Source organism: Roseibium sp. SCP15 (assembly GCF_040329435.1).
In the GTDB taxonomy this organism is placed as follows: Bacteria; Pseudomonadota; Alphaproteobacteria; order Rhizobiales; family Stappiaceae; genus Roseibium.
Window position 1 is genome coordinate 905,804 of sequence record NZ_JBDZYI010000003.1, and the last position, 22,225, is coordinate 928,028.

At 55.0% G+C, this 22,225-nt stretch carries 24 protein-coding genes and 1 tRNA gene; 13 read left to right on the top strand and 12 right to left on the bottom strand.

All coding sequences use genetic code 11. From position 1 onward, the window contains the following. Window positions 1-20: 20 nt before the first annotated feature. Window positions 21-623 carry a GNAT family N-acetyltransferase gene (locus ABLO27_RS18215; protein ID WP_353035064.1) on the bottom strand — a complete coding sequence of 201 codons (603 nt, stop codon included), beginning with the start codon at window positions 621-623 and terminating at the stop codon, window positions 21-23. A gap of 169 nt (window positions 624-792) precedes the next feature. On the opposite strand from ABLO27_RS18215, the gene speD reads away from it, so the two are divergent. From speD to ABLO27_RS18230, 3 genes are all read left to right on the top strand, one after another. Next, window positions 793-1,350, top strand: coding sequence for an adenosylmethionine decarboxylase (gene speD / locus ABLO27_RS18220; protein ID WP_353034484.1), 558 nt, complete (start codon window positions 793-795; stop codon window positions 1,348-1,350). Then, entirely contained in the window at window positions 1,347-2,219 is an 873-nt protein-coding gene (gene speE, locus ABLO27_RS18225; protein WP_353034486.1) for a polyamine aminopropyltransferase, read from the top strand. The genes speD and speE overlap by 4 nt, the downstream gene beginning before the upstream one ends. Before the next feature lie 143 nt (window positions 2,220-2,362). Continuing rightward, window positions 2,363-3,640 (top strand): hypothetical protein, encoded by a 1,278-nt coding sequence (locus ABLO27_RS18230; RefSeq protein ID WP_353034488.1) that lies wholly within the window; start codon window positions 2,363-2,365, stop codon window positions 3,638-3,640. Between the two features lie 236 nt (window positions 3,641-3,876). On the opposite strand, the gene ABLO27_RS18235 is transcribed toward ABLO27_RS18230, so the two are convergent. The 8 genes from ABLO27_RS18235 to ABLO27_RS18270 form a co-directional block, all read right to left on the bottom strand. Then, a complete protein-coding gene (locus ABLO27_RS18235; protein ID WP_353034490.1) occupies window positions 3,877-4,974 on the bottom strand; it encodes an NAD(P)/FAD-dependent oxidoreductase in 1,098 nt (365 codons plus the stop codon). Between the two features lie 116 nt (window positions 4,975-5,090). Then, on the bottom strand, window positions 5,091-5,939 hold the full coding sequence (locus tag ABLO27_RS18240; RefSeq protein ID WP_353034492.1) for a transglutaminase-like domain-containing protein: 849 nt from the start codon (window positions 5,937-5,939) through the stop codon (window positions 5,091-5,093). 10 nt (window positions 5,940-5,949) lie between these two features. Continuing rightward, a complete protein-coding gene (locus ABLO27_RS18245) occupies window positions 5,950-7,065 on the bottom strand; it encodes a permease (RefSeq protein ID WP_353034494.1) in 1,116 nt (371 codons plus the stop codon). Window positions 7,066-7,084: 19 nt separating this feature from the next. Beyond that, window positions 7,085-7,387: an ArsR/SmtB family transcription factor gene (locus ABLO27_RS18250; RefSeq protein ID WP_353034496.1), complete on the bottom strand. Its 303-nt coding sequence runs from the start codon at window positions 7,385-7,387 to the stop codon at window positions 7,085-7,087. A 130-nt stretch (window positions 7,388-7,517) separates the two neighbouring features. Next, window positions 7,518-8,324 carry an SDR family NAD(P)-dependent oxidoreductase gene (locus tag ABLO27_RS18255; protein ID WP_353034498.1) on the bottom strand — a complete coding sequence of 269 codons (807 nt, stop codon included), beginning with the start codon at window positions 8,322-8,324 and terminating at the stop codon, window positions 7,518-7,520. An 11-nt stretch (window positions 8,325-8,335) separates the two neighbouring features. Further along, window positions 8,336-9,304, bottom strand: coding sequence for an LLM class oxidoreductase (locus tag ABLO27_RS18260; protein WP_353034500.1), 969 nt, complete (start codon window positions 9,302-9,304; stop codon window positions 8,336-8,338). Window positions 9,305-9,507: 203 nt separating this feature from the next. Then, on the bottom strand, window positions 9,508-9,810 hold the full coding sequence (locus ABLO27_RS18265; protein WP_353034502.1) for a DUF1330 domain-containing protein: 303 nt from the start codon (window positions 9,808-9,810) through the stop codon (window positions 9,508-9,510). Between the two features lie 46 nt (window positions 9,811-9,856). Beyond that, window positions 9,857-10,207, bottom strand: a complete 351-nt coding sequence (locus ABLO27_RS18270) for a putative quinol monooxygenase (protein ID WP_353034504.1) — start codon at window positions 10,205-10,207, stop codon at window positions 9,857-9,859. Between the two features lie 135 nt (window positions 10,208-10,342). On the opposite strand from ABLO27_RS18270, the gene ABLO27_RS18275 reads away from it, so the two are divergent. Next, the gene (locus ABLO27_RS18275) at window positions 10,343-11,260 is read left to right on the top strand and encodes a LysR family transcriptional regulator (protein ID WP_353034506.1); all 918 of its coding nucleotides are present in this window, start codon (window positions 10,343-10,345) and stop codon (window positions 11,258-11,260) included. A gap of 25 nt (window positions 11,261-11,285) precedes the next feature. On the opposite strand, the gene ABLO27_RS18280 is transcribed toward ABLO27_RS18275, so the two are convergent. Next, on the bottom strand, window positions 11,286-11,855 hold the full coding sequence (locus tag ABLO27_RS18280) for a TetR/AcrR family transcriptional regulator (RefSeq protein WP_353034508.1): 570 nt from the start codon (window positions 11,853-11,855) through the stop codon (window positions 11,286-11,288). A gap of 291 nt (window positions 11,856-12,146) precedes the next feature. On the opposite strand from ABLO27_RS18280, the gene gntH reads away from it, so the two are divergent. From gntH to ABLO27_RS18305, 5 genes are all read left to right on the top strand, one after another. Continuing rightward, entirely contained in the window at window positions 12,147-13,373 is a 1,227-nt protein-coding gene (gene gntH / locus ABLO27_RS18285) for a guanitoxin biosynthesis MBL fold metallo-hydrolase GntH (RefSeq protein WP_353034510.1), read from the top strand. A 113-nt stretch (window positions 13,374-13,486) separates the two neighbouring features. Beyond that, the gene (locus ABLO27_RS18290; RefSeq protein ID WP_353034512.1) at window positions 13,487-13,636 is read left to right on the top strand and encodes a hypothetical protein; all 150 of its coding nucleotides are present in this window, start codon (window positions 13,487-13,489) and stop codon (window positions 13,634-13,636) included. Continuing rightward, window positions 13,637-14,359, top strand: coding sequence for a hypothetical protein (locus ABLO27_RS18295; protein WP_353034514.1), 723 nt, complete (start codon window positions 13,637-13,639; stop codon window positions 14,357-14,359). A 73-nt stretch (window positions 14,360-14,432) separates the two neighbouring features. Beyond that, a complete protein-coding gene (locus tag ABLO27_RS18300; protein ID WP_353034516.1) occupies window positions 14,433-16,214 on the top strand; it encodes a hypothetical protein in 1,782 nt (593 codons plus the stop codon). Window positions 16,215-16,375: 161 nt separating this feature from the next. Further along, window positions 16,376-17,533 carry a HupE/UreJ family protein gene (locus tag ABLO27_RS18305; RefSeq protein WP_353034518.1) on the top strand — a complete coding sequence of 386 codons (1,158 nt, stop codon included), beginning with the start codon at window positions 16,376-16,378 and terminating at the stop codon, window positions 17,531-17,533. Here the strand turns inward: ABLO27_RS18305 and ABLO27_RS18310 are convergent. Beyond that, complete coding sequence (locus tag ABLO27_RS18310) at window positions 17,509-18,129, bottom strand: TetR/AcrR family transcriptional regulator (RefSeq protein WP_353034520.1); 621 nt, start codon at window positions 18,127-18,129, stop codon at window positions 17,509-17,511. The genes ABLO27_RS18305 and ABLO27_RS18310 overlap by 25 nt on opposite strands. A gap of 87 nt (window positions 18,130-18,216) precedes the next feature. On the opposite strand from ABLO27_RS18310, the gene ABLO27_RS18315 reads away from it, so the two are divergent. Then, on the top strand, window positions 18,217-19,017 hold the full coding sequence (locus ABLO27_RS18315) for a crotonase/enoyl-CoA hydratase family protein (protein ID WP_353034522.1): 801 nt from the start codon (window positions 18,217-18,219) through the stop codon (window positions 19,015-19,017). A gap of 28 nt (window positions 19,018-19,045) precedes the next feature. Here the strand turns inward: ABLO27_RS18315 and ABLO27_RS18320 are convergent, their stop codons facing one another. Beyond that, window positions 19,046-19,498, bottom strand: coding sequence for a ketosteroid isomerase-related protein (locus tag ABLO27_RS18320; RefSeq protein WP_353034524.1), 453 nt, complete (start codon window positions 19,496-19,498; stop codon window positions 19,046-19,048). 446 nt (window positions 19,499-19,944) lie between these two features. Between ABLO27_RS18320 and ABLO27_RS18325 the strand changes: the two genes are divergently transcribed. From ABLO27_RS18325 to ABLO27_RS18335, 3 genes are all read left to right on the top strand, one after another. Next, window positions 19,945-20,009: transfer RNA gene (locus tag ABLO27_RS18325), tRNA-Ile, on the top strand. 414 nt (window positions 20,010-20,423) lie between these two features. Continuing rightward, entirely contained in the window at window positions 20,424-21,584 is a 1,161-nt protein-coding gene (locus ABLO27_RS18330) for a slipin family protein (protein ID WP_353034526.1), read from the top strand. A gap of 59 nt (window positions 21,585-21,643) precedes the next feature. Beyond that, window positions 21,644-22,192, top strand: a complete 549-nt coding sequence (locus ABLO27_RS18335; protein ID WP_353034528.1) for an RNA 2'-phosphotransferase — start codon at window positions 21,644-21,646, stop codon at window positions 22,190-22,192. The last annotated feature ends 33 nt before the right edge of the window (window positions 22,193-22,225 follow it).

The window sequence follows — 22,225 nt, forward strand, 5'->3', positions numbered from 1 at the left end:
CGTCCCTTAAAGCCGTGCGACTACAGCTTGCGGTACCACACCTGCATTGGCTTTTCCGTTTCTTCATCTTCCCCCACGTCCTGCCAGGGAAAGGTCACAACGACGTCCGGCAATTTTTCGTATCCGCGCTTGCGCCAGAATGGATCCAAAGGCCGGTAGTCCGATGGCCTCATCGGGTGATCGTCCGGGCGAATGACCGCACAAAATACCGACTGGGAAAATCCCAGTTTTCTCGCGTGCGCCTCGCGTTCGTCAAAGAACCGGTGACCAATGCCCTGGCCCCGATAGGCCGGATCAAGAACAGATTCCGCAAGATAGAAGATATCGCCCGGGTCAAAACCACGTTCTTCAAGCGGAGTTCGGAACGCTTCGAATTCGTCACCCAGCGGCTCCCCTGTGGCCGCACCAACAAGCTTGCCTCGATCATAGGCTCCAACGATCAGCGCCCCTTCTGTTTCGGCGTAGCGCTGCAGGTATTTCTCCTCATAGTCCATGGATCCTTCATAAAGGTACGGCCAGTCCCTGAAGACCTTGATCCTGAGCCCGGCGAGATCGTTCAGAGCCTGTTTCAACTCCTCACCCGTTAAGCTTCTGATTTCGACCGGCACGGCTAACCCTTTCATATGGCGCACTGTTTTGCTTTCCAAACTCGCGCCTGCCGGTCAATCATGGCAGGCACGCAAATTTTGTAGAAAGATTTTGCAGATTTCCCATTGAGATTAAACACTTCTTTCTGTAAGGAGTGCGCTCCGGAAATAACACCGGGTACATCTGCTGGTTTGGGAGAGCGATATGGAAAGCAACGCCCTCTTCGAACTGGGGATGGACTTGGAGGCTCGTGTAGCAGAAGACGCACATTGCGTTGCCGAGCCAAGAAGCACCACCCAGAAGGAAGAAAACGTTTCGACCGCGGCCGCTGGCGTTTATGCAGACGACCGCCTGGATCACTTCATTCAAAAGGAAGGGGTCCACTGCGCTGGTGCGCATTTGATCATTGACCTTTATGATGCTGAAAAGCTGGATGACCTGCCTCATGTTGAGCAGGCGCTGCGCAATTGTGTGGAAGAAGCCGGTGCAACACTGCTTCACATCCATTTACATCCGTTCGAACCGACGGGTGTTTCGGGTGTAGCGGTGCTCGCGGAAAGCCACATTTCCGTGCATACCTGGCCGGAAGCCGGCTATGCTGCCTTTGACGTTTTCATGTGCGGCGACGCACAGCCTGAAAAATGCGTCGAAGTGCTGCGCAGGGCCTTCAATCCTGGCAAAACCGCCGTGTCAGAACTGCTTCGCGGTCGCGAAGTGGCCAATCAGCTGTCAAAGCCGCACACAATGGAAGCAGCGGAATGAGCGAGGGCCTGAATTTCAACGAAACCCTCTATCCGGGGGTTCAGGTCAGCTACAGCTGTGACGAAATCCTTTATCAGGAAAAGACAGAGCATCAGGATCTGGTGCTCTTTTCGAACCCTGTCTTCGGCAAGGTTCTGATGCTGGATGGAGTGACGCAGGTCACCACCGCGGATGAGTTCATCTACCATGAAATGATGTCTCATGTGCCGATCCTGGCTCATGGCGCTGCCAGGAACGTGTTGATCGTTGGCGGCGGCGACTGCGGACTTGCCGAAGAAGTGTTGAAACACGCTTCAGTCGAAAAGCTGGTTCAGGTGGAAATCGACGCTTCGGTCGTCGAGTTTTCAAAGGAACACTTCGGTGACTTCAACCAGGGTGTCCTGGAAGATGCACGCTTTGAACTGGTAATTGCCGACGGTATGAAATTCGCAGCCGAAACCGAGCGCCGTTTCGATGTGGTCATCGTCGACAGTACCGATCCGCATGGTCCCGGTGCAGTGCTCTTTTCAGAAGAGTTCTACCGCAATGTCCACCGCATGCTGACACCAGGCGGTGTCCTGGTGACGCAGAACGGTGTTCCGTTCCTGCAGAAGGACGAGCTGGTCACCAGCGTCGAACGCTTCTCGCGCATCTTCAAGGATGCCGCGGCTTACATCGCGGCGATCCCGACCTATTTCGGCGGTCACATGACGCTTGGCTGGGCGACGGACAATCCGGAGCTTCGCCGGCAGGCCGTGCAGGTTCTGGAACAGCGCTTCGAGGATGCAGGGTTTGGGACCCGCTACTACACACCCGACGTCCATGCAGCTGCATTCGCACTGCCGAAGTTTATTCTGGATGCGGTGGAAGAAGGCCGCGCCAAGGCGTAAAAGCGTCAGTCAAACCAAGATCAGATGCAGCCCGCGCACAATAGTGCGGGCTACACATTTACGTTAACTCCCAATTTTCCCTCTACATTTCCTTCCAGATTGCTAGAGTGCAGCGAACGCCTGAAGTCTGAATTGAGGTTCGCGTGCCTGGCACCACCGATAAAGATACCGGAGCATTTGCGATCTCTTCCCCCGCTCCGGAGCGCACACCGGATGTGATTGCGGCGCTGGATGTCCTGATCAATGAACAGGCCTTCAGAAGCGGTGTCGGTCGTTGGGATTTCCTGCGTTCATTGAATGAAATTGACGCAAGCCATTGGGCGAAAATCCTGAAGGGCAATGCGCGCCTGACGCCTGGCAAATTCCGGCTGCTAAACAAGGCACTGAGCGACAACAAGGCCCAGGCAGACCATCTCAACGAGCTCTACAACAGCTACTACTCCAGTTTTAAGCGCTCGTCGGGTGGGCGTGTTCCAAGGGAAAAACCGGATGACCTGACTGGAGGACTGGAGAAGCTGCTCGAGAAGCTTTCGGTTCGCTGCGAAGATTTGCGGGAAAGCCAGGTTTTTCAGGGCACAATCCGGCAAGCTATCCGCCTTCCGAGATCATCCGGGAATTTTTCAGAGGCCAAGCGGAATGGCCGCATCCTGGTGCATGGCCTGCACAACAACCTGTTCCTTCTGAATTCCGACAAGGTCGAAGAAGAGGTCATCGATCTCATGACCGCGCTTTGCTACGCGGCCTATCAGACTGCGGATGCCGATCTTTTCAGCTATGTGGTGAAGAACTGCCACCTGCCGGGTCAGCCTGAAAAAACGACTTGTTTTATCAAGGCCGCCCAACTGCACCTGCAGCGCCGGTTCAACGAGGTTTTCCTTGGAGCACCCATCGAGCAGCTTCTTGACCTGCAGTCCGAAGCCAGCTCACTGGCGGAAGACTTTCAGGAAAGCTGCGAAGAGCGACTGCCGATGGCTGTCATGATCAAGCAGAATTTCAGCCGCCTGTTTCTGCAGACCGGTGAAGCTCTTCAGCGCGACCGCATCGCTCTTCAGCAAGCTGTTGAATCCAGCGACCGGGACGGCGACAGATTTACGGAATTCCAGGCTCTCTGCCGCGCTTACTTGGCCAAATGGTATCTCGTCAGCGGAGACCTCGACACCGCTCAGACCATTTTGGCAGACGCGATCTCAAGGCTGGACAGAAAGCTCGGGAAGTTTCACTGGGCAAGAGCATGCGTTCGCGAATATCAGGCGGAGTGCATCATGCAGGAGATCAAGATCTCCTCGCCTTCCGAAAACCTCGCGGAATCCTGCCTTGGCTATCTCAATGATGCCCTGACCAACATTCGGGTTTGCGAAAACGTCGTCCAGACGAAACAACTGGAAAGCAAGGCTGCGCGGGTTCAGAACCTGTTGATCTGAAACGGCTTTGCCACATATCTGCCATCTCAAATGCAAATTGCGCCGGAATTTTGCCAGAATTTTGCCATAGCGGCGCAGCCCTCATTGACTATTCTGACAGGGTACTTGCTGCCTCGGTGTATTTGAGGCCCTTTTTGTAGCAAAGCATTTTCCCACCAAAAGTCTTTTTATTAATCCTTTTCAGGCAGCGCCCAGCGGCTCGCCGCTGGGCGTTTTTTTGCGTGAGAACGTGGCAATCAGTCTCTTGCTTCCAGCCAGGTCTGTGCGCGTGTCATCTCTTTCGAAACAATTCCCTCTGCCAGTTTCTGACCAACAACAGCACCGAACTTGTAGCCGTGTCCCGAACAGGCGGAGACCACCGTCGCTTTTCCGTCGGTTGTCGCAAAGAAGTGCTCGTCGGCGGTGAAGGTGTAGGCACAGGTCACAACGTCATCGACGCGATATTCACCAATCCTGGCAATCGGTGGTGAGAAGTAGTCACGCAACTGCTCACCCTCGCCTTCCCTTGCCGTTCTGTCCTGATCCGGCTCGGCGCGGTATCTGTGAACCCCGGCACCGAATTTCAGGCCGGTGCCCGCAACAGGTGGCAGGACGTATCCGTCATTAGAGCCACCCGGATCCAGAATGGCCGGAGCATTCTCCCAAGGCTCACGCAAGTCCGCCGGCGGTGTAAGATAAACGACCGCAGTCCGATAGGTTTTCAGGCTGATCTCAAGCTTGGGGAAGAGACCAAGGGTCCAGGCGCCAGCGGTTACGATCACGTGATCAGCGACGAGCACCCTGCCATCCGCCAATGCAACCGAGCCAGCAGAACCGTCGACGGACATGACCTTGGTTTTTTCCTGGACTTGAGCACCGTTGGCGATGAGCCAGTTTTTCAGATCAGCGGCAATCCTCTGGCAAAGGAGCACACCTCCTTCGCTGCTGACAGCGCCGTAGCGAATGGTTGACGGATCAATGAAAGGGAACCGCTCTGCAGTTTCCTCCGGCGACAGATTTTCAAACGGATAACCGCCTTCAATCAGGCCATTCCGATAGACTTCTCCGCCGTCACCCGGCACCTGCGACAACAGCATGAACCCTGTATCCGCAAGATGCTTGCTGCCAAGATCGTCCCACATTTCATCCCAGGCAGCATAGGCAGCTCCGATACGGCGCTGATAGCCACCCTGGCTGCCATAGGCCCGCCGGATGATCCGGTGCTGATCGCCGGACGCGGACAAGGGATTGGGAATAGGGCCCTGTTCGACAAGCGTAACCGGCACGCCCCGTTTCGTCAGCGCCCAGGCGGTGGAAAGGCCGGAAATTCCGGCTCCGACAACAAGTATGCTCATGAGAAAATTCCTGCGGTATGTCCCCGCAGATTAGCGACCGATCAGCCCAGCACAAGGGGTGATCGGCCGCCAAACGGGCATACCCGTCATACGTTTGTGCCAGCGGAGGAAATCGCTCAGGCCGCGACGGCATTTCCTGCGAACTGACGCCGGATCGAGATATCCGCTTTTTCCAATTCGCCATCGTTCGAAATCCAGGCCGGTTCGGCGATCAGCTTTTCGCATTCAATTCCAACCTGCGGAAAATACAGCCCCATGGAATGGGCGACCGCGACCCTGTCTCCCGGCTTGGGATTGAGCCCGCAACAAATCTCACGCGTGCCCATCTTCAGATGATGGGCGATGTCCCACTCCAGCACCACACCATTGTGTCGCGTCACGACCCAGCAATGCATGTCGTCGCAGCAACCGTTCTTTTCCTCAGGGAAAAAGTATCCGGTTATATAACCGGCCTCAAAGCCTGCTGCCCTCAAGGAGGCGATCAGGTACGTATTGATGTCCACACATGATCCCTCTGTCAGTCCGCATGAGAGATAAGGCACCTCATCGCAGCCGTCATTGAAACGCTTATCCGGGTGGGCATATCTGAACTTTTCGGCAGCCGCATTGACCAGCGCCTGAATGGCGGCGTGACCATCCCGCTCCGTCTCGGCAATTCTGATGGCCCCTTCCACCAGGTCATTGGCAGCCCTGGTGTATCGATTGACACCCGGCTTGAAGACCGCGTCCGGATACCCTGCGCCGCCTTCGCGGTATGTGTAGTCAATTTCGATCTGCTGACCGGATACCGGCCTCACGACAGCTGCCATCTGGCCGGTGGTGCTTTCTCCAGCCAGTGAATAGAGACCGCCTGAAACTTCGAAATGGACCGGCATCTGATGCGGCGTCGGCAATCCGACCGGAACGATCAGTCTTCGAGAGGTATCGGAGTTCGGTTGAACAGTAACTGTGACACGCGTGTGCATGGTTCCACTCTTAGATCACGAGTTGAAAGACAAGACCGGAGAGTACTGCGCCGACAAAACCAAGTCCGAGATACATGGCAAACACTTGCGGCTTCACCAGGGACCAGACCGCCGCCATTGCCGGGATGGAACTGACCGCACCTGCGATCATGAAGGCCATTGCAGCACCGGCGCTCATGCCCTGATCCATAAGGCCTGCAAGCAATGGCGGTGCGACGTAGCTGTTAAGATAGGCCGGCATCCCGACGAGAGCCGAGATGACAATCGACCCAAGGCCGTCTCCTCCGACGACACCTGCGATCAGATCTGCCGGTACATAGGTGACCAGCGCCGCTTCCAGCACATAGGCAAGTGCCAGCCACTTCACCAGAAAAAGAGCATTTGACTTCAACTCGCTGGAGAACCTGTCCTTGCGCTCTTCTTCCTGCCAGAATTTCCAGACAGGCCGCCCCGTCAGCGGGGAAGCACTGCAGCCGCAGCCTCCTGCGGATGAACCGACCTTGACCGGATTGGCAAAAGCGCCGGTGCGCAAAAGCATCGAAATCAGAAAACCGCCAAAAAGCCCGAGCGCAACCGCAAACACGGCCTTGCCGATGGCAAACGGCCAGCCCAGAGCACCGGCCGTGATCAGCAGCGTCGGCGGATCGATCAACGGTGATGACAACCAGAAGGCCATGATCGCGGACAATGGCGCCCCGACAGCAAGAAGACCTGCGATAAAGGGAATAACTTCACAGGAACAGAAGGGCGCCAGTCCGCCGAACAGCGCGGCCAGGAAGATCGCCTGTGTTTCCCGTCCTTCAAATGCCTTGCCGACGTAAGCCTCCGCACCGGCTGCCTTGAGCCAGGCAATCAGTGCGACAGCAAATGCGATATAGGGAAGCGTTCCGGCAAAGGCCGAGATTGCGAAGGAAACAAACCCTGTAAACTGCGTCTGATCGAACAGAAGAACCAGAAGCGGCCCGCCGATGACGATCGTCCATGTCGATAGGAGATAGTCCCTGCCCGGGAAATTCTTCCAGGACAATTTGGGTTTGGTCGGTGCGCAACTGGTTGATTTCACCGAAGAACAGCAAGTCTCCCCTGCACTTTCCGCCACTGCAATGTTCTCAAGAGTGTCCGCCATCTGAGATCTCCTTTGGCGCCTACGGACGAATGCCGTCTTCGTCTGCGCAACATTCCTTGAGAATGTAGCCAGCCAGGTTCTCCAGGTGATCGAACGCCGCCCGGTTGATCACCGACCGCCCGTCCTTCTCCTGTTGGACCAGCCCTGCGGAGGATAGAAACTTCAGATGGTGTGCCAACGTGGACGCAGCCATTCCCGTGCGGGACTGGATATCACCAACGGTCAATCCTTTGTGCCCTGCCTTCACCAGTGTCAGCACCACCTGCAACCGGGCTTCGGAGCCCAGCGCAGCAAATCCTTGAGCCGCTTCTTCCAGAACCATTCTCGCCTCATTCAATATAACTATAATTCTAGTTATATAGTTATTTTTGATTTGTCAACGAGAACGGCTCTTTTCATCAAACACGAACCACGGAAGTGGCAGTTCAGGCGGCAGAAAATTCAGAGACAGCCTAAGCGTTGTCAGTCAGAATTTCTTCAACGACCTGAATGAGTTCAGCTGTTTTTTCATCATCCAACCCTGCCGGATGCGGGTTTGAGAGCCGGCCACTGTCATTGTCGAAATACTGGCCGTTTGCGTTTGAGAACTCTTCTGAAAATGCGGCCCGCACCAGAACGTCTGCGCCGATGCGCAGATCGTTTCCGGCGACCCCGAACCCCTCTTTCACCATCTTGCTGGCCAGCAACGAGCCGGGATTAACCGCAATGACGGAAGGTCCTTTTCCCGCAAGCTCTTTTGCCAGGGATCGGGTCCACATAGTCAAAGCCAGCTTGCTTTGTGCATAGGCGTCCATGGCGGACAGTCTTGTTCGCCCGGCGAGCGCATCCAGGCTTACCGGAGCTTGCGCAGCCGAAGACAGATTGATCACACGTCCATCTGAATTCATCAAAGGCAACAAGCGACTAGTGAGCAGGTAAGGCGCCAGGAGATTGACGACAAACCGAACATCCAGACCCGCTTCCGTCCTCTCATGCGGCGTGTGAAAGATACCGGCATTGTTGATCAGGACATCGATTCTTTCGTGTTTCCCTGCAATGTCTTCTGCAAGTTTCCGCACATCCGACAACCGGGAAAAGTCCGCGAGATACCCATCGACATCGCCTTCCCCTGGCAGTTCAATCAACCTGGATCTTGCAGCGTCCAGTTTTGAAGGATTTCGACCGTGCAGAAGCAGCGAGTGTCCCAGTGAGCGAAGCTGCTTTGCGGTCTCAAAGCCGATACCGTCGGTTGCTCCGGTCAACAGAATGATTTTTTTCATTTTACCTCTCCTCAAACCCGGAAGTCCGGCAGCAGATCCTCTGCAAGCAGTTTCAATGTGCGGTCTATGCCCGCCTGATTGAAGCGTAGGTTCAAGGCAACATGGTTGACACCAATCGCCTCCAACGACTTCAGATAGGTTCGCAAATGATTGACCCCCAACCGGAACCCGAGGTGGATTGGTCGAGGCGGTGCATCTCGCTCTTCTGCAAGATCAACATAGAGCGGCTGCATAACCGGTTTGTCGTATGCGTCAGCTGACAGAACCCGCTGCCGCCACTCAGCTATCACTTGCTCCTGGCTATCCAGGCCGCGCGGATATGTCATCCAGCCATCACCGTTTCCGGCAATCCATTCCGGATCTTGCTGACTGCCTCCGGTCACCAGCATCGGCAATTTGCCCGCGACGGGTTTCGGAAGCATATCCATGCTACCGCTCAGCTGCCCGAATGCGTTTGCAAATGCAGGTTCCTTTGCTGCCATTTTTCGAATGTATGCAAAGCTTTCCCGAAACCGCTCTCCCCGATTGTCGAAAGGAAGATCGAGTGCGGGATACTCTTCGGGCCGATCTCCCGATGCAACACCGAGGATCAATCGTCCGCCTGAGAGCTCATCCACGCTGCTGGCCGCCTTGGCAACATGCGCCGGATGGCGCAAGGGAAGGACAATGCTGGCAACACCAAGAGCGATCCTCTCGGTCGATGCCGCCAGAAAGCCAAGATATACGAACGGATCAAATATCTGACCCGCATCCCCGAATGACGGAACGTTGAAAAGCACATCTCGCAGCCAGACGGCCGCAAACCCCAACTGTTCCGCCAGCTTCACCCGCTCCAGATGCTCCGACATTTTCGGAACCGGATGAACGCCATGGTTTTCAAGCGGCAACACAAGACCAACGCTCAACCTGTTGTGCCTGAACACGGAATTGAAGCCGCGGTTGATCGTTTCGAAACCGGTGTTTTCCAGACGTTTGAGCATGACCTACTCCTTTCACGCGGCCTTGGTATCCGCAGTAAAGATCAATCCCGGAATGGCGCGCGGCTCAAGGCACTCGCATTTGGCCTTGGAACTCGCCTGCGTCGCGACACTGGGGTGCTGTTCATTCCCCACGTATCCCGGCATCGCGCAGCAGAAAGGGCCTCGACCGACAAAGCTCGCGGCCGCAAATCAGCCTTCAACCATCAGGCGAGGTCGTCCTTGCCCTCGATCAGGAAATGGAAACTGTTCGACCCAGCGGTTCGCGCTTTCAGGTGCGGCGCATATTCCAGGTCATTCATGAAGTTTACAGCAGCTTCCTTTGACGGCCACTCGATCACGATCCGCAATGCCGCGTCCTGAGCGTCACCTTCCAGCTGCTCGTGACTTGAGGTTCGCGCCAGATATTTGCCGCCATACTGGGCAACCAGCTTGTTGGCCGGACCGATGTAGTCCGGGATCCAGTCTTCAGAGGTTGGAGTAACAGCAAGAACAGAGAAATAAGCCATTCTGGTAGCCTTCCTTTTATATAACCAGTTGGTTCAGGTAATTGGATTAACGGGAAAAACCGTTGAAAGGTTTGAGGAGCTTCGGCGCCAAGGCGGCGTGCCTCTCGCGCAAGTCCTCAGGCAAGTCACCCAGATGCACCATGCGGGTCGCCGGGGCAGCGGCCGTCCAGCGCTCTGCAAAATTGTCCCAGTTGGTGACATGGATATGCGCAGATTCAACGTTTGCGAAACGCTCGTAAACCAGCACGTCTCCGTCATCGGATACGTAGTATTGGTAATTCAGCGTGCCGCCTTCCCTGCGCGTCTGCGCTACGATTTCCTCGACCACGGCTTCAAATTCGGCACGCTTGCCATCCTTGATCTTCGCTTCGACAATCCAGCCGATATTTTCAAACATTGGTTTCACCTTTTTCCGGCATTCGGCGCTGCGATGCTCAGTCATCATCAGTGCGGTAATGGGAAAATAGGCATCTTGAAAAAGTATATAAATGCTGGGAAAATGAGTTCATAATTCGCATTTTGGATATAATAAATGGACACTGACAGCCTGCGACTATTCGTTCTGGCAGCAGAAAAGCTGAACATCAGCGCTGCCGGACGTGAACTCGGCATGCCACCGGCAGTCGCAAGCAGCCGGCTTGCCAAACTGGAACGGACCCTCGGAGCCGATCTGCTGCATCGCTCAACACGCAAGGTGGCACTGTCTCTGGAGGGGTCCGAATTTCTACCCTTCGCCAGGGAAATGCTCGCTCAGGAAGAAGCTGCCAAAGCGGCTCTCGGGTTGGGCAGCAAACTTGCAACAGGAACATTGAAGTTTGCCGCCTCCAGCACGTTCTCGCAACTCTACATCGTCCCGCTGCTGCCGGAGTTTCTTGACCTTCATCCCGGCATCGATCTCGACTTAAGATTGTCAGACACACCGTTTGATCTGATCGAGGGAAGCTTCGATCTGGCGTTGCGCAACACTGCTCTTGAAGACACAAGTCTGAAAGGACGAAAACTTGCAGACGACAAACGCATCTTATGCGCATCACCGGACTATCTGGAGCGACACGGCATTCCTCATGAACCTGACGACTTGAGAACCCATCATCTTCTGGCGTTCAGAAATCAGGCTGAAAGACAGCTCGTCGCGCCGGACGGAAAGACCGGTAGCTACGACCCGCGCGCTTCCAAATGCCGGCTGGTGATGGATGACGGCCTTAGTCAAAAACTGGCAACAGTTGCAGGTGCCGGCATCTCGATGAATTCACTCTGGAGCGTCCACGAGGAAATCAATCGCGGTTCTCTGGTGCAGGTTCTGCCCGACTATCAGGTCAACGATCAATCGGTTCTCTGGCTTGTCTATCCGAAATCCAACGTCCTGACGGCCAAGGTGCGCGTGTTCATTGATTTCCTTCTGGAAAAGATCGGTCGGAAACCGGTTTGGGAGAAGGCATTGAAGAGCTGACAACGTCTACCGACCCCTGTCATCGTCAGGCTTCAGTGAAGAATCTGTGACGCTGCACAATAAGCTCGTCCGTCTCTCCTTTGCCGGGAAATCGGATGGTGCGTTGTGCGCTGGCGTAAACCAACCAGATCTTCACCCGCATGCTCAGCTCCGGTTCCTTGAAACCCATCTCTTTGAACAAGGTTGTGATGAAGCGATGGCGGGCGACATCGACCTTTTGAACAACCTCGGCAACTTTCGGGTCCTGTGCAGCCCAGGATCTGAAGGCAATATCGTAACGGTCTAGCCCCTCTCGCTCGACAAGCCGCATGAGCTCCAGCAACTTGTCACTTGCCGAGGCCTCAAGATTGCCAATCGTCTGAATGACATACTCGGTGAAGCTGTCAGCCCAAAAATCCAGAATGCTTTCAACAAAGTCTTCTCGGTTTTTGAAGTGATGATAAAAACTGCCCTTGGTGACGCCGAGATTTTTGGCGATCTCGTCCACCTTCAACCTGGCCTGCCCCTCTTTCGCCAAGGCTTCCATTGCTGCGCGCAACCAGCTGTCTTTGCTGAATCTCGGGGTCGCCGCTTCCGTATTTGTTTTGGTTGTCACCAAGACGTTCAGACCGCTTTTGTTCCTCGTAAGAAATCACAACATACCAAAAGGTATGTAGCACACCAAAAAGTATGCTACAGTATTTCGCACGAAAGTCACATCAAGAGAGAGTGAAGCTACCGGGTCATGCCCTGAGTTTCTTTGGGCTTTGCAGAATTCGACTTCAGGTCGAACACGAAGCGATGTGTGAAGTCGGGAATAATCAGATCAATAGAATTGCGGCGCAGCGGATCGCGCGGACGCACGTTTGCTGGAAGCAGGAGTTTTTCAGTCCAGGGAGAGTGGCAAATGAGAAACGGAAGAAAACCGCTTGCAACCATTGCTATCCTCATGGGAGCAACCTTTCTGATACCGTCGGTGAGCAATCTGGTTGAAGCAGCCGGCGGCAAGGTCACCGATCCGAATGGCACTGCCCCTGACCGCTATGTCTACTACCCTGGCACAGAAGAGCTTGGTCAGGATGAAATCAGAATGACTGCTTGCGGCACCGGCATGCCCTCGGCTCGGCACAAGCAAGCTGCGACCTGCTTTCTGGTCGAACTCGGCAATGGAGAGAAGTTCCTCTTCGACATCGGAACAGGTTCCATGGCCAATGTGGCGACCTACATGATTCCCTACGACATGCTCGACAAGGTGTTCCTGACCCATTTGCATACCGATCATTGGGGTGACCTGACCTCCCTTTGGGCGGGTGGATGGACGGCCGGTCGGACAGGTCCGCTGCGGCTGTGGGGACCAAGCGGTGCCACAGAAGAAATGGGCACGAAATACGCAGTCGACCATTTCCTGAAAGCCTTTAACTGGGACCTGCAGACACGCAACTTCGCCCTCAGTCAGGAACCGGGCAAGATCGAGGTGACCGAGTTCGACTACACCGGAGAAAACAAGGCCATCTACGATGAAAACGGCGTAACAATCCGATCCTGGCCGGCCATTCATGCTGGTGATGGGCCGGTGAGCTATGCTCTGGAATGGAACGGATACAAGATCGTCATCGGCGGCGACACGTTACCGAACAAATGGTACATCGGCTACGCCAAGGACGCCGACATAGCGATCCATGAAACCTTCATGACACCCGACCAGTTGGTGAAGTGGTACGGCCAATCACCGGAGCAGGCACTGGGAGTCGGCACACAAGTCCATACCGCACCCGCCGCCTTCGGCAAGGTCATGGCTGAAATAAAGCCACGTCAGGCCGTCGCCTACCACTTCTTCAATGAAGAAGGCGTGCGATACGACATCTACGATCAGGTTCGCACCGTCTATGACGGACCGCTTTCCATGGCGCAGGACAACATGGTCTGGAACATCACCAAAGACGGCATTACCGAACGCATGGCGGTCATCACTGAAGAAGCCTGGTCAGTTCCCGGCGCCAAGGCACCGCCAAAGCCGGATGCCACAGGGATGACAGACCCGCTCAGCGATGAAATGAAGGCCGGAACATGGGATATCTCGGACGTTCTCAAACCGATGGTCGACAGCTTCAAGAAAGAGCACAACATGCAGTGAGCGGGCAAATGCCGACGCTATTTGCAATTCAAAAAGTGAGTGTTAGGTTTTGTAAGAGGGGATACGGTCGGCTGACAACAGTCAGGCCCTGCACCCCGGCTACGGAGGGTGATGTGACGGTGCGGACACTCAAAAACTCTGTTTCCTTGCTGATATCGGCAACGTTCCTGGCTGCATCTTCGGCCATGGCAGCCGATCTCGCAGATACGCCTCCGCCTGCCCCGGACGTCCCATTTGAAGCGCCCTCCCCCTGGACATTCTAATTGGGAGCCTATGCCTTCATACCTATCTCGGTACAGGGATCATCGACGGTCGACGGTGGAACAGTTGATCTGGATCTCGGGCCGGACGAGATATTCGACCTGTTTCAGTTCGCCATTTCAGGTCGCTTCGAGGGTTGGCGTGATCTTGGACGTGGAGACGGCAGCGCCGCCGGTTTTGTCCTGGACGGTCAATACGTAAACCTTGGTGCCAGCCCGAACAATGTTGGCCCGCGCGGCAACGGCAAGGTTGACGTTGACATTCAGCAAGGCATTGTCGACATGCTGGCAGGATACCGGTTCCCGACGCTGGGCGCCGGCACGGCATCCGGCGGTTCGCTCGACATAGATGTCACCGCGGGAGCCCGTTTTAACTACTTGCGTCAGAAGATCGACGTAACCCCCGGCATACCTGCGCCTTTCAACGCAAACCTCGGCGATGACAAGTACTGGCTGGAGCCGGTAATAGGCGCGCGCGGGACTTATCACGTAAGCCCGAAATGGGATCTGATTGTCAGAGGCGATCTGGCTGGTTTCGGTGTTGCTGGTGATGATCTGACCTGGTCTCTCACCGGCATTGCAGCCTGGGAAGCGTGGGATAAAACCACCGTCCGGTTTGGCTACCGGGTGTACGACATTGATTACTCGACCGGCAGCGGTGCCAACGAGTTTGCCTACGATGTTACGGAACACGGCCCTTTCCTCGGAATAAGCCGACGATTCTGACGCGGCTGACCGCAGAGAGATGTTTCCTCCGAAGCCCAACAAGTCGCTTCAGAAACGCCATCGGTCAAAAGCCGTGAGAGCACTGACGTGCAGCTTTGTGGCAGTCTTCATTCTTTTCATCAGCACATCCCATTCGAATGCTGACTGGATCAACCTCTCCGGGGCCGAAACGTCACCTAACATCGCCGAGATTACGGTGCTGGACGACCGCGTCCGCCTCGTTCTGGAAATTTTCGTTGATGACATTTCCGAACTACCGGAATTGCTTCCCGACGAATGGCTAAGGAACAACAGCGACGCAGCCGCACCACTTGAGGAGAGAATGATCAGTTTCTCCCGCAAGAAGTTTCAAGTCATTGCCGATGACGAGGAAATTCTGACCGCACGCTTGCGTCTGTCTGAGCCAAGACTACGCAAGGATCGGGCGTCGCCATTTGCGGGCATGGTCAATCCGATCACGCGACAGAAGACACCCGAGCCACCAGCCGACAAGCGTGTTCTTTACGTGGAGCTCGAGTACCCGTTCGACGGAAAACCGGAAACGTTGACTTTTGTACCGCCTCCAGGCCCCGACGGTCGCAGTTTGCTTCCGATTGGCTTTATCGCATACCACAAGAGCGTCCCGGTGATTGATTTCCGATACCTCACCGGAGCAGTCACACTGAAACTCGACTGGCAGGACCCCTGGTACTCAAAATTCCAAGGCCCAAACCTCAAACGTCATCATCGCTGGCCGATGATGTCTTTTCTGTATCTTGAACCTCGTGAAGTCAGACACGAAGTGATTGTCAGGCTTCGGGACCTGGATGATTGGATCAGCCTTCAGCTGAAATCGGACACCGCGATCGCGAGCAACAGGCAGAAAGAAATTCGAGAAGCGGCTAGCCGTTTCTTCCTGCACAGGAATCCCGTCGAGATTGATGGAGTATCAGTCAAGCCAGCGTCGGTCAGCACCGAGTTTCTGAAGCTCTCACTCACCGGGGTGCAGGTGATTGAGGAAGAACAGGATCTTGATCCGACAACCGCCGTCCTGGGCGTCATCCTGTCTTACCCGGTTGAACACCTGCCGAAATCCGCTTCTGTGCAATGGGATCTTTTTAATGAACGCATAACCCGTGTGCCCGCCATGTCTGTAGACCCGGCCGGCCCCTTTCCCTCGGAAGTCGCTCCAACCGACACCGTCCACACATGGACAAATCATCTTCTGAAATATCAGAAGCCTCGCGTTTCGAAAGTTCGGATCGGAGACGACCGAACCTTTCAACTGCCGATCCTCTCAATCACCGTCGCGCTGATCGCCTTGGTGGCTTTGGCCTTCGCCATCTCCTCCGGAGAGCGTTCCAGGAAGTTTGGCCTGTTCTGCGCACTTTTGTTTGGTCTTGGCACAGCGGCGACATGGGGCCAACTCGCGATAGCCGTACAAAACCCGTTTGCCGGCCCTCCTGAGGAAGCGGAATCAAAAAGGGCAATCGAAGCCATATTAAACAACGCTAACGCGGCCTTCCAGGAAGTCGACAAAACCAGATTGCAGTCCCAGCTTGAGCTTTTCCTCGACAGCTCCTCCATTGCCGCTGTCACGGCAGAACTTGACCGGGCCATCAACATCAAGGTCGCAGGCGGAACAACGGCTCGTGTAGGAGCCGTTGACAATGTGTCGGTTACTGAAATTCTGCCTCTTGAAGATGGCAATGGTTTTTCAGCCCTGACGGAATGGACTGCAGAAGCCAAAGGTCAGCACTGGGGGCATACGCATCTGCGCTCGATCAGGTACCGGGCGCAAATGGATCTTGTTGAACACAAGGACGAATGGCGGCTCGCCGGGTTGACGGTCTTGAATGCGGATCTCCTGCCATGATCAGATCGAGGCTTTCCAGATGGACCAGCCACGGCGTCGGAAGAAGGGCGATCTCATTTCATCTTCTTGGTTTCATCCCATAGGTACTGCTCTGGAGCGTACTTCCGTCATCCGCACACTTCCTGCTCAACCTGAATGTCCGCATCTACCATGTCGAGCGATTGCAGGATGGACTTGAACTCTATGTGCGCATGTCGATGCCCTACGTTGTCGCCGGGCTCGTTGGCCCTGTTCAACCTGATGGCCTCCCCGCTCCGGCTCCCTACACGATCAATCGTATGGAAGACGGCAAGCTGGTGCACATACTCGACCGGCCCGCGTTTCAGCAGTCCCCCAACGGGCTTGGCGAAATTGCTGCCAAGGGGCTGCATCTGAAGACTTTGGATACAAACCTGCCGTTGGAGGTTCTCGACACACGACTTCACCGGATCGGTTCTCAGCCGGATTTTGCCACCCTCGAAGAGGCCAGAAACGCGTTTGACGGAAACCCGGTGCAAGTTTCCCCCGAAGAGAAGCTCTATGTCGGTGATGCCGTGATCGACATCAGATTGCGCGGATACTCTGGTTCACCGATATATTCCTATCAGCTTTCCAGCGGTCTCGATCCTGGATTACCGGACCAGGAACGAACTGCCAATCTCCTTCTCGACTACGGTCCCGGCGGCACGAAGATCTTCCGTTCACAAGGTCTCATGGAAACTCCCATCACAGTCACCAGGTCCTCATTTGCAGCGGTTCTGACATTTCTGAAAGAAGGCATCCGCCACATTCTCGAAGGCCTGGATCACGTATTGTTCGTCTTGTGTCTGGTGATTGGCGCCAGAACGCTTTCTTCTCTCGCCTGGCGCGTCACGGGCTTCACGATCGGCCATAGCATCACGTTGACCGCCGGTTTTTTCGGTTTCGTGCCGCGTGGATCGTGGTTCATTCCGGCGGTTGAAAGTGCGATAGCCCTGTCGATCATCTATGCCGCATTCATCGCCATCTGGCCACGTCAGGCAGACCGAGGCGGTGAATGGTCGATGGTGTTGATCACAGGTGCGATTGGTCTGTTACACGGGCTTGGGTTTTCCTTTGTGCTCAAGAACATTCTGCAAGTGACGTCGCCGGACATCTGGCAGAGCCTTCTGGCGTTTAATGTCGGGGTTGAAGTCGGTCAGCTGGCAATTGTTCTGTGCGTCTGGCCGCTTCTCTGGCTGATTGCCAGAACGAGTAACGGATCCGCGGTCCTGATCCGGTCGGTCATCGCTATTGCCTGCGCAGGTCTGGCCACCTACTGGACGGTGGAACGGCTTTACGGGTTGGCGCTTTCCATCTGACCGGATCTTTTTGGCGTGGAGCTGTTCACGGCTCGCTCAACCAGCGCCCGCGCTGCCTCGCCCGCAGTTTCCGCATAATCTGGATCCCGATGAACAAGGATGGTCGAAAACGCACCATCCAGCAGTAGGACCACCTGCCGCGACAGAGCCGCACTGCCATCCAGTCCCAGGTTTTCAAACTCTTGCTCCAGCCAGAGTTCAAACTTCTTCTTGTGTGCCGCCCCGACTTTCATCGCCGGATGACCGGGCATATTGGCAAGCTCTGCAGCCGTGCGCAGGAAGCCACAGCCTTTCCATTTTGGATGACGTGCCGAGGTCGCGATCTGATAGAAGATCGCGGCAACCTTGTCTGGAAGACCACCGTCAGCTTCCTCAAACCATTTCCGGTAAAGCGCCAGATTGGGCTGATCGCGCGACGCCAGATAGGCCTCGACAAGATCATCCTTGCTTTTGAAATGGTAATAGACAGTCTTCTTGGTGACACCCGCTTTTTCCGCAATGTTGTCGAGGCTGACCGCTCGAATTCCTTCAGCGTAAAACAGCTTGTTTGCGGCTGTCAGGATCCCGTCCCGGGCATTGGAATTAGGTCTGTTCATGATCGAAGTATACTCACCAGTGAATATACATCAATGATTGCCATCGCTAGCCTCCCTTCACCGACACACATTGAGGGAGAAACTGAAATGACGGAGACAATCCTTCTTGATCGACATGGCGCGATAGCGCTTATGACGATCAACCGGCCTGAAAAACTCAACGCGCTGAACTATGAGACGAACGATCTGATCCTGAAGCATCTGGACGAGATCGAAAGCGATGATCGTCTCCGCGCAGTTGTGATCACCGGGGCCGGTCACAGGGCATTTTCCGCCGGTGGCGACATTCACGAGTTTAGCGAGAGCATCAAGGCCGGTCCGGATATCGCCGTTCGCGACTTCTGTCAGCGGGGTCAACGAATGACCGGACGGCTGGAAGCCTTTTCCAAACCGATCATTGCCGCGGTCAACGGCCTGGCTTATGGCGGAGGCTGCGAAATCACCGAGGCAGTTCACCTGGCAATCGCCAGCGAAACGGCACTCTTTGCAAAGCCTGAGATCAACATCGGCATCCCGCCAACGTTCGGCGGTACACAACGCCTTCCACGCCTTGCAGGGCGGAAGCGCGCGTTGGAACTTCTCCTGACAGGGGACAGTTTCACTGCTGCACGTGCCTATGAACTGGGGCTGGTCAATGCCGTTGTTTCACCTGACAAGGTGCTTGAAACTGCCTTTGAGATGGCAGAGCGAATATTGCGGCATTCCCCCCACGCCGCAGCCCGCATCATATCAGCCGTGACCAGGGGGTTGAACACCAGCATTGCGGAAGGTCTGTCGATCGAATGCGAACAGTTTGCCCGCATGGCGTCAACTCCAGACGTTTACGAGGGACTGAACGCCTGGATCGAGCGAAGGTCGCCAAATTACGGTCAGGCACAGGGAAAGTAGGTGACCAATCTGCCCTGCGGCAGAGAGCTCAAGCTTCCACTGATGTTTCGTCCAAATTTCCTTCACCGGGTTCCCGGTTCACCTGATCAATCCAGTTCTGCAGATTGTAGTAGGTGGTTATCCGGGCAATCTGGCCATCGCGGATCTCAAAGAAGCTTCCCGCCGGCAAATCGTAGGTCTGTCCGTCTGCAGCTGGCAGACCTTCATCTGTATTGATGTAGGTACCGTGAACAATGAACTCTGCCGCCGCGCGGGTACCTTCCTCGTTGACGAACAGAACAATGTCTGAGAGCCGCTCTTTGTAGCAGCGGGTCATGTGGACGTTGAAAGACCAGAACTTGTCCTTGCCAACACGCCGTTCACCCTGATTGACGTCGTGGATAAGGTCTTCAGTGACAAGGCTTTCCATCTTCTTGGTGTCGCCTGCATTGAACGCGGCGAAATACGTATCGATCAGAAACCGGGACTGCTTGTTGGGCATGACATCTCACAGAAGCAATTTTGCAATTCGGCGGGAGTGTGCCTGCGCCGTGAACAACGCGCAAGAGGGACTGAAAACTCTGGTTTACGCATCTTCACAAATTCAACTCCAAAGCCATCGTCTCCCTTGTTCGGCAACCTCTACATGAGATGTCAATGTTGCAAATTAGTGACACATTGTTGTATTTTAGCATCAACGCCCCTTGAGTTAATTTTTTCTTCTTGCACTTGCGTACCATTTCAACTTAAGACTTCGTCATCGGTCTCAAGACTTATTCAGATATCATAGGTTTAGGTAGTATTTTTACCACCCGCATGGTTCGACATTGTCATTTCCATGTACGGATACTGTATCGGCAGATCGAGCGCCATCGCATGAAGTTCAATGGTTGAACGCCAGGCATGTTGCCCGGAGGAAACAGGTTCGATTCCTGTCTTGCACGCAACGGATAGCTCAGCTGGTAGAGCATCGGACGAATAATCCGACGGTCGCGGGTTCGACTCCCGCTCCAATTGGCAAACCTCATGGTTTCGGGTTCGACTCCCGTCCCGCCATTTTTTGGCAACAGCTTCAGGTGCTGTCTAAAAAACTGGGACTTGAAGAGGGCTTGTGACGGTCCGGCTCTGCCTTTGCGCAACACGCACGAAGACAGACCAGCCCTTCACCAGGAGCTCTTGTCCGGTCTTTGGTCAAGACCACGCCGCAATTTTGCCGGAACCGCCCGTTTTCGAACGAGCGCAACCTGCCTTGATTCCGCTAGGCCCGCTGGTCAAAGACCCGCCGAGTGCCCTGCGCGCTCTTCAAGTCTCCATATTCACTCGGTCCGTTCCACCACAGGAACGGCCGGCCCACTCCCACCTCCAACCCCTGTTTCAACGACGAAAGGACAAGCCACGTGCCTTAGCGCAATGGAAGGATTATCGAAATGAGGACTTTTCTTGACAAAATTCGCGGCCGCAGCCGCGTCGTGATCTACGAAAACGAACGAGCAGTTCATTTGGTAAAGGGTGAACTTCAAGGCATTCTCGGGCCCGGTGAGCACTACCTTAAAAATGGTAGGGGCACTCTGATGGTCGAGCGTCAGGACCTTGCGACACCACTGTTTCGATCCGAATATGAGAAAGCGCTTTTCGACAAACTCCCTGAAGTTGCAGATGAGCACCTGACTGTCGTCCGAACGAAACCGGGCGAAATCGCCATTGTGGAACGGGATCATCGCGTCTACAGGGTGCTCGGCCCAGATCAGCAGCTTGTGCTGTGGACCGATGCCGGCCCTTGGGCCTGGACTGTCATAGACACCGCGACTGAACCGGAGCTTCCTCGAAAGCTTTTGCTCCGTCTCGGCGAAGCGAAACTGACGCATCATTTCGAGATCATCCAGGTTACTGAAGGCAGCGTAGCGCTGTTATTCGTCGATGGCGTCATGACCCGGACCCTGGCCGCCGGACTTTACGCTTTCTGGAAAGCCGGAGGATCGATGACGAAAAAGCTCGTCGATCTGAAGCGACAGAGCCTTGACGTCACCGGTCAGGAAGTCCTGACCCTTGACCGTGTCACCGTTCGGATCAACCTGTCGGCGGAATACCGTGTGGTGGACGCCGTAAAAGCAGCTCAGGAGGTGAAGGACTTCTCCGACACGCTGTACCGGGCCCTGCAAATGGTATTCCGCAAGCAGCTTGGCGCGCTGAAGCTTGACCAGATACTCGAACGCAAGGGCGATGTGAACGCGGAAGCGGAAGCCAGCATCAAGGCCGATATGGCCAGGATCGGTATTGAGGTCTTCGACATCTCGCTGAAGGATGTAATTCTTCCAGGTGAAATGCGCGAGATCCTCAACAAAGTGGTGACTGCGGAAAAGGAAGCTGAAGCCAACGTGATCCGGCGCCGGGAAGAAACGAACGCAACCCGTTCGCTTTTGAACACCGCAAAGGTCATGGCTGAAAACCCTGTGATGCTGCGCCTGAAGGAGCTTGAAGCTCTTGAGTCCATTGCCTCCAAAGTGGATCGCCTGACGGTTCACAACGGCACCGGCGGCCTGATGAACGATCTCGTCAGGCTGCGAGACGATGGCACAGCGGAAGCCTGACAATCAGCGGCGCGGACTAGTCTGCGCCGCTTTACTATCCAACCGAATTTTTTTGAGTCATGAAAAATCACACGAAAATTTCCAAACAAATCTCATTCTGGCTGCGACACAAGCCGGAAGACGCAGGTCTACAGTTGACCAGCGACGGCTGGGTGCAGGTTAGCGAACTGCTTGCTGCATTTGACCGAAAACAGATGCCCTGCAGTCTCCAGCAGCTGACGCAAATTGTCGAAACCAACGACAAGAAACGGTTCGAGTTTTCCGCGGACGGCGCTCTGATCCGCGCAAGGCAAGGGCATTCAATCACCATAGATTTGAATCTGACCCCAACCGAACCGCCGGATCTCCTTTACCACGGCACAGCAACCCGGTTTCTATCCCTCATCCTGAAGGAAGGTTTGAAACCGATGAACCGTCACCATGTGCATTTGTCTGCTGATGCCGATACGGCTCAAACCGTCGGAACAAGGCACGGCAAACCCGTGGTTCTGGTGGTGACATCCAAAATCATGCATGCGGCAGGCTTCAATTTCTTCAAGACGGAAAACGGTGTCTGGCTGGTGGATCATGTGCCACCGGAACACCTGTCCTTTTCTGACGGAGATTGAGCTCGCACTCAATTTAAAAAGAAAAAACTTTCT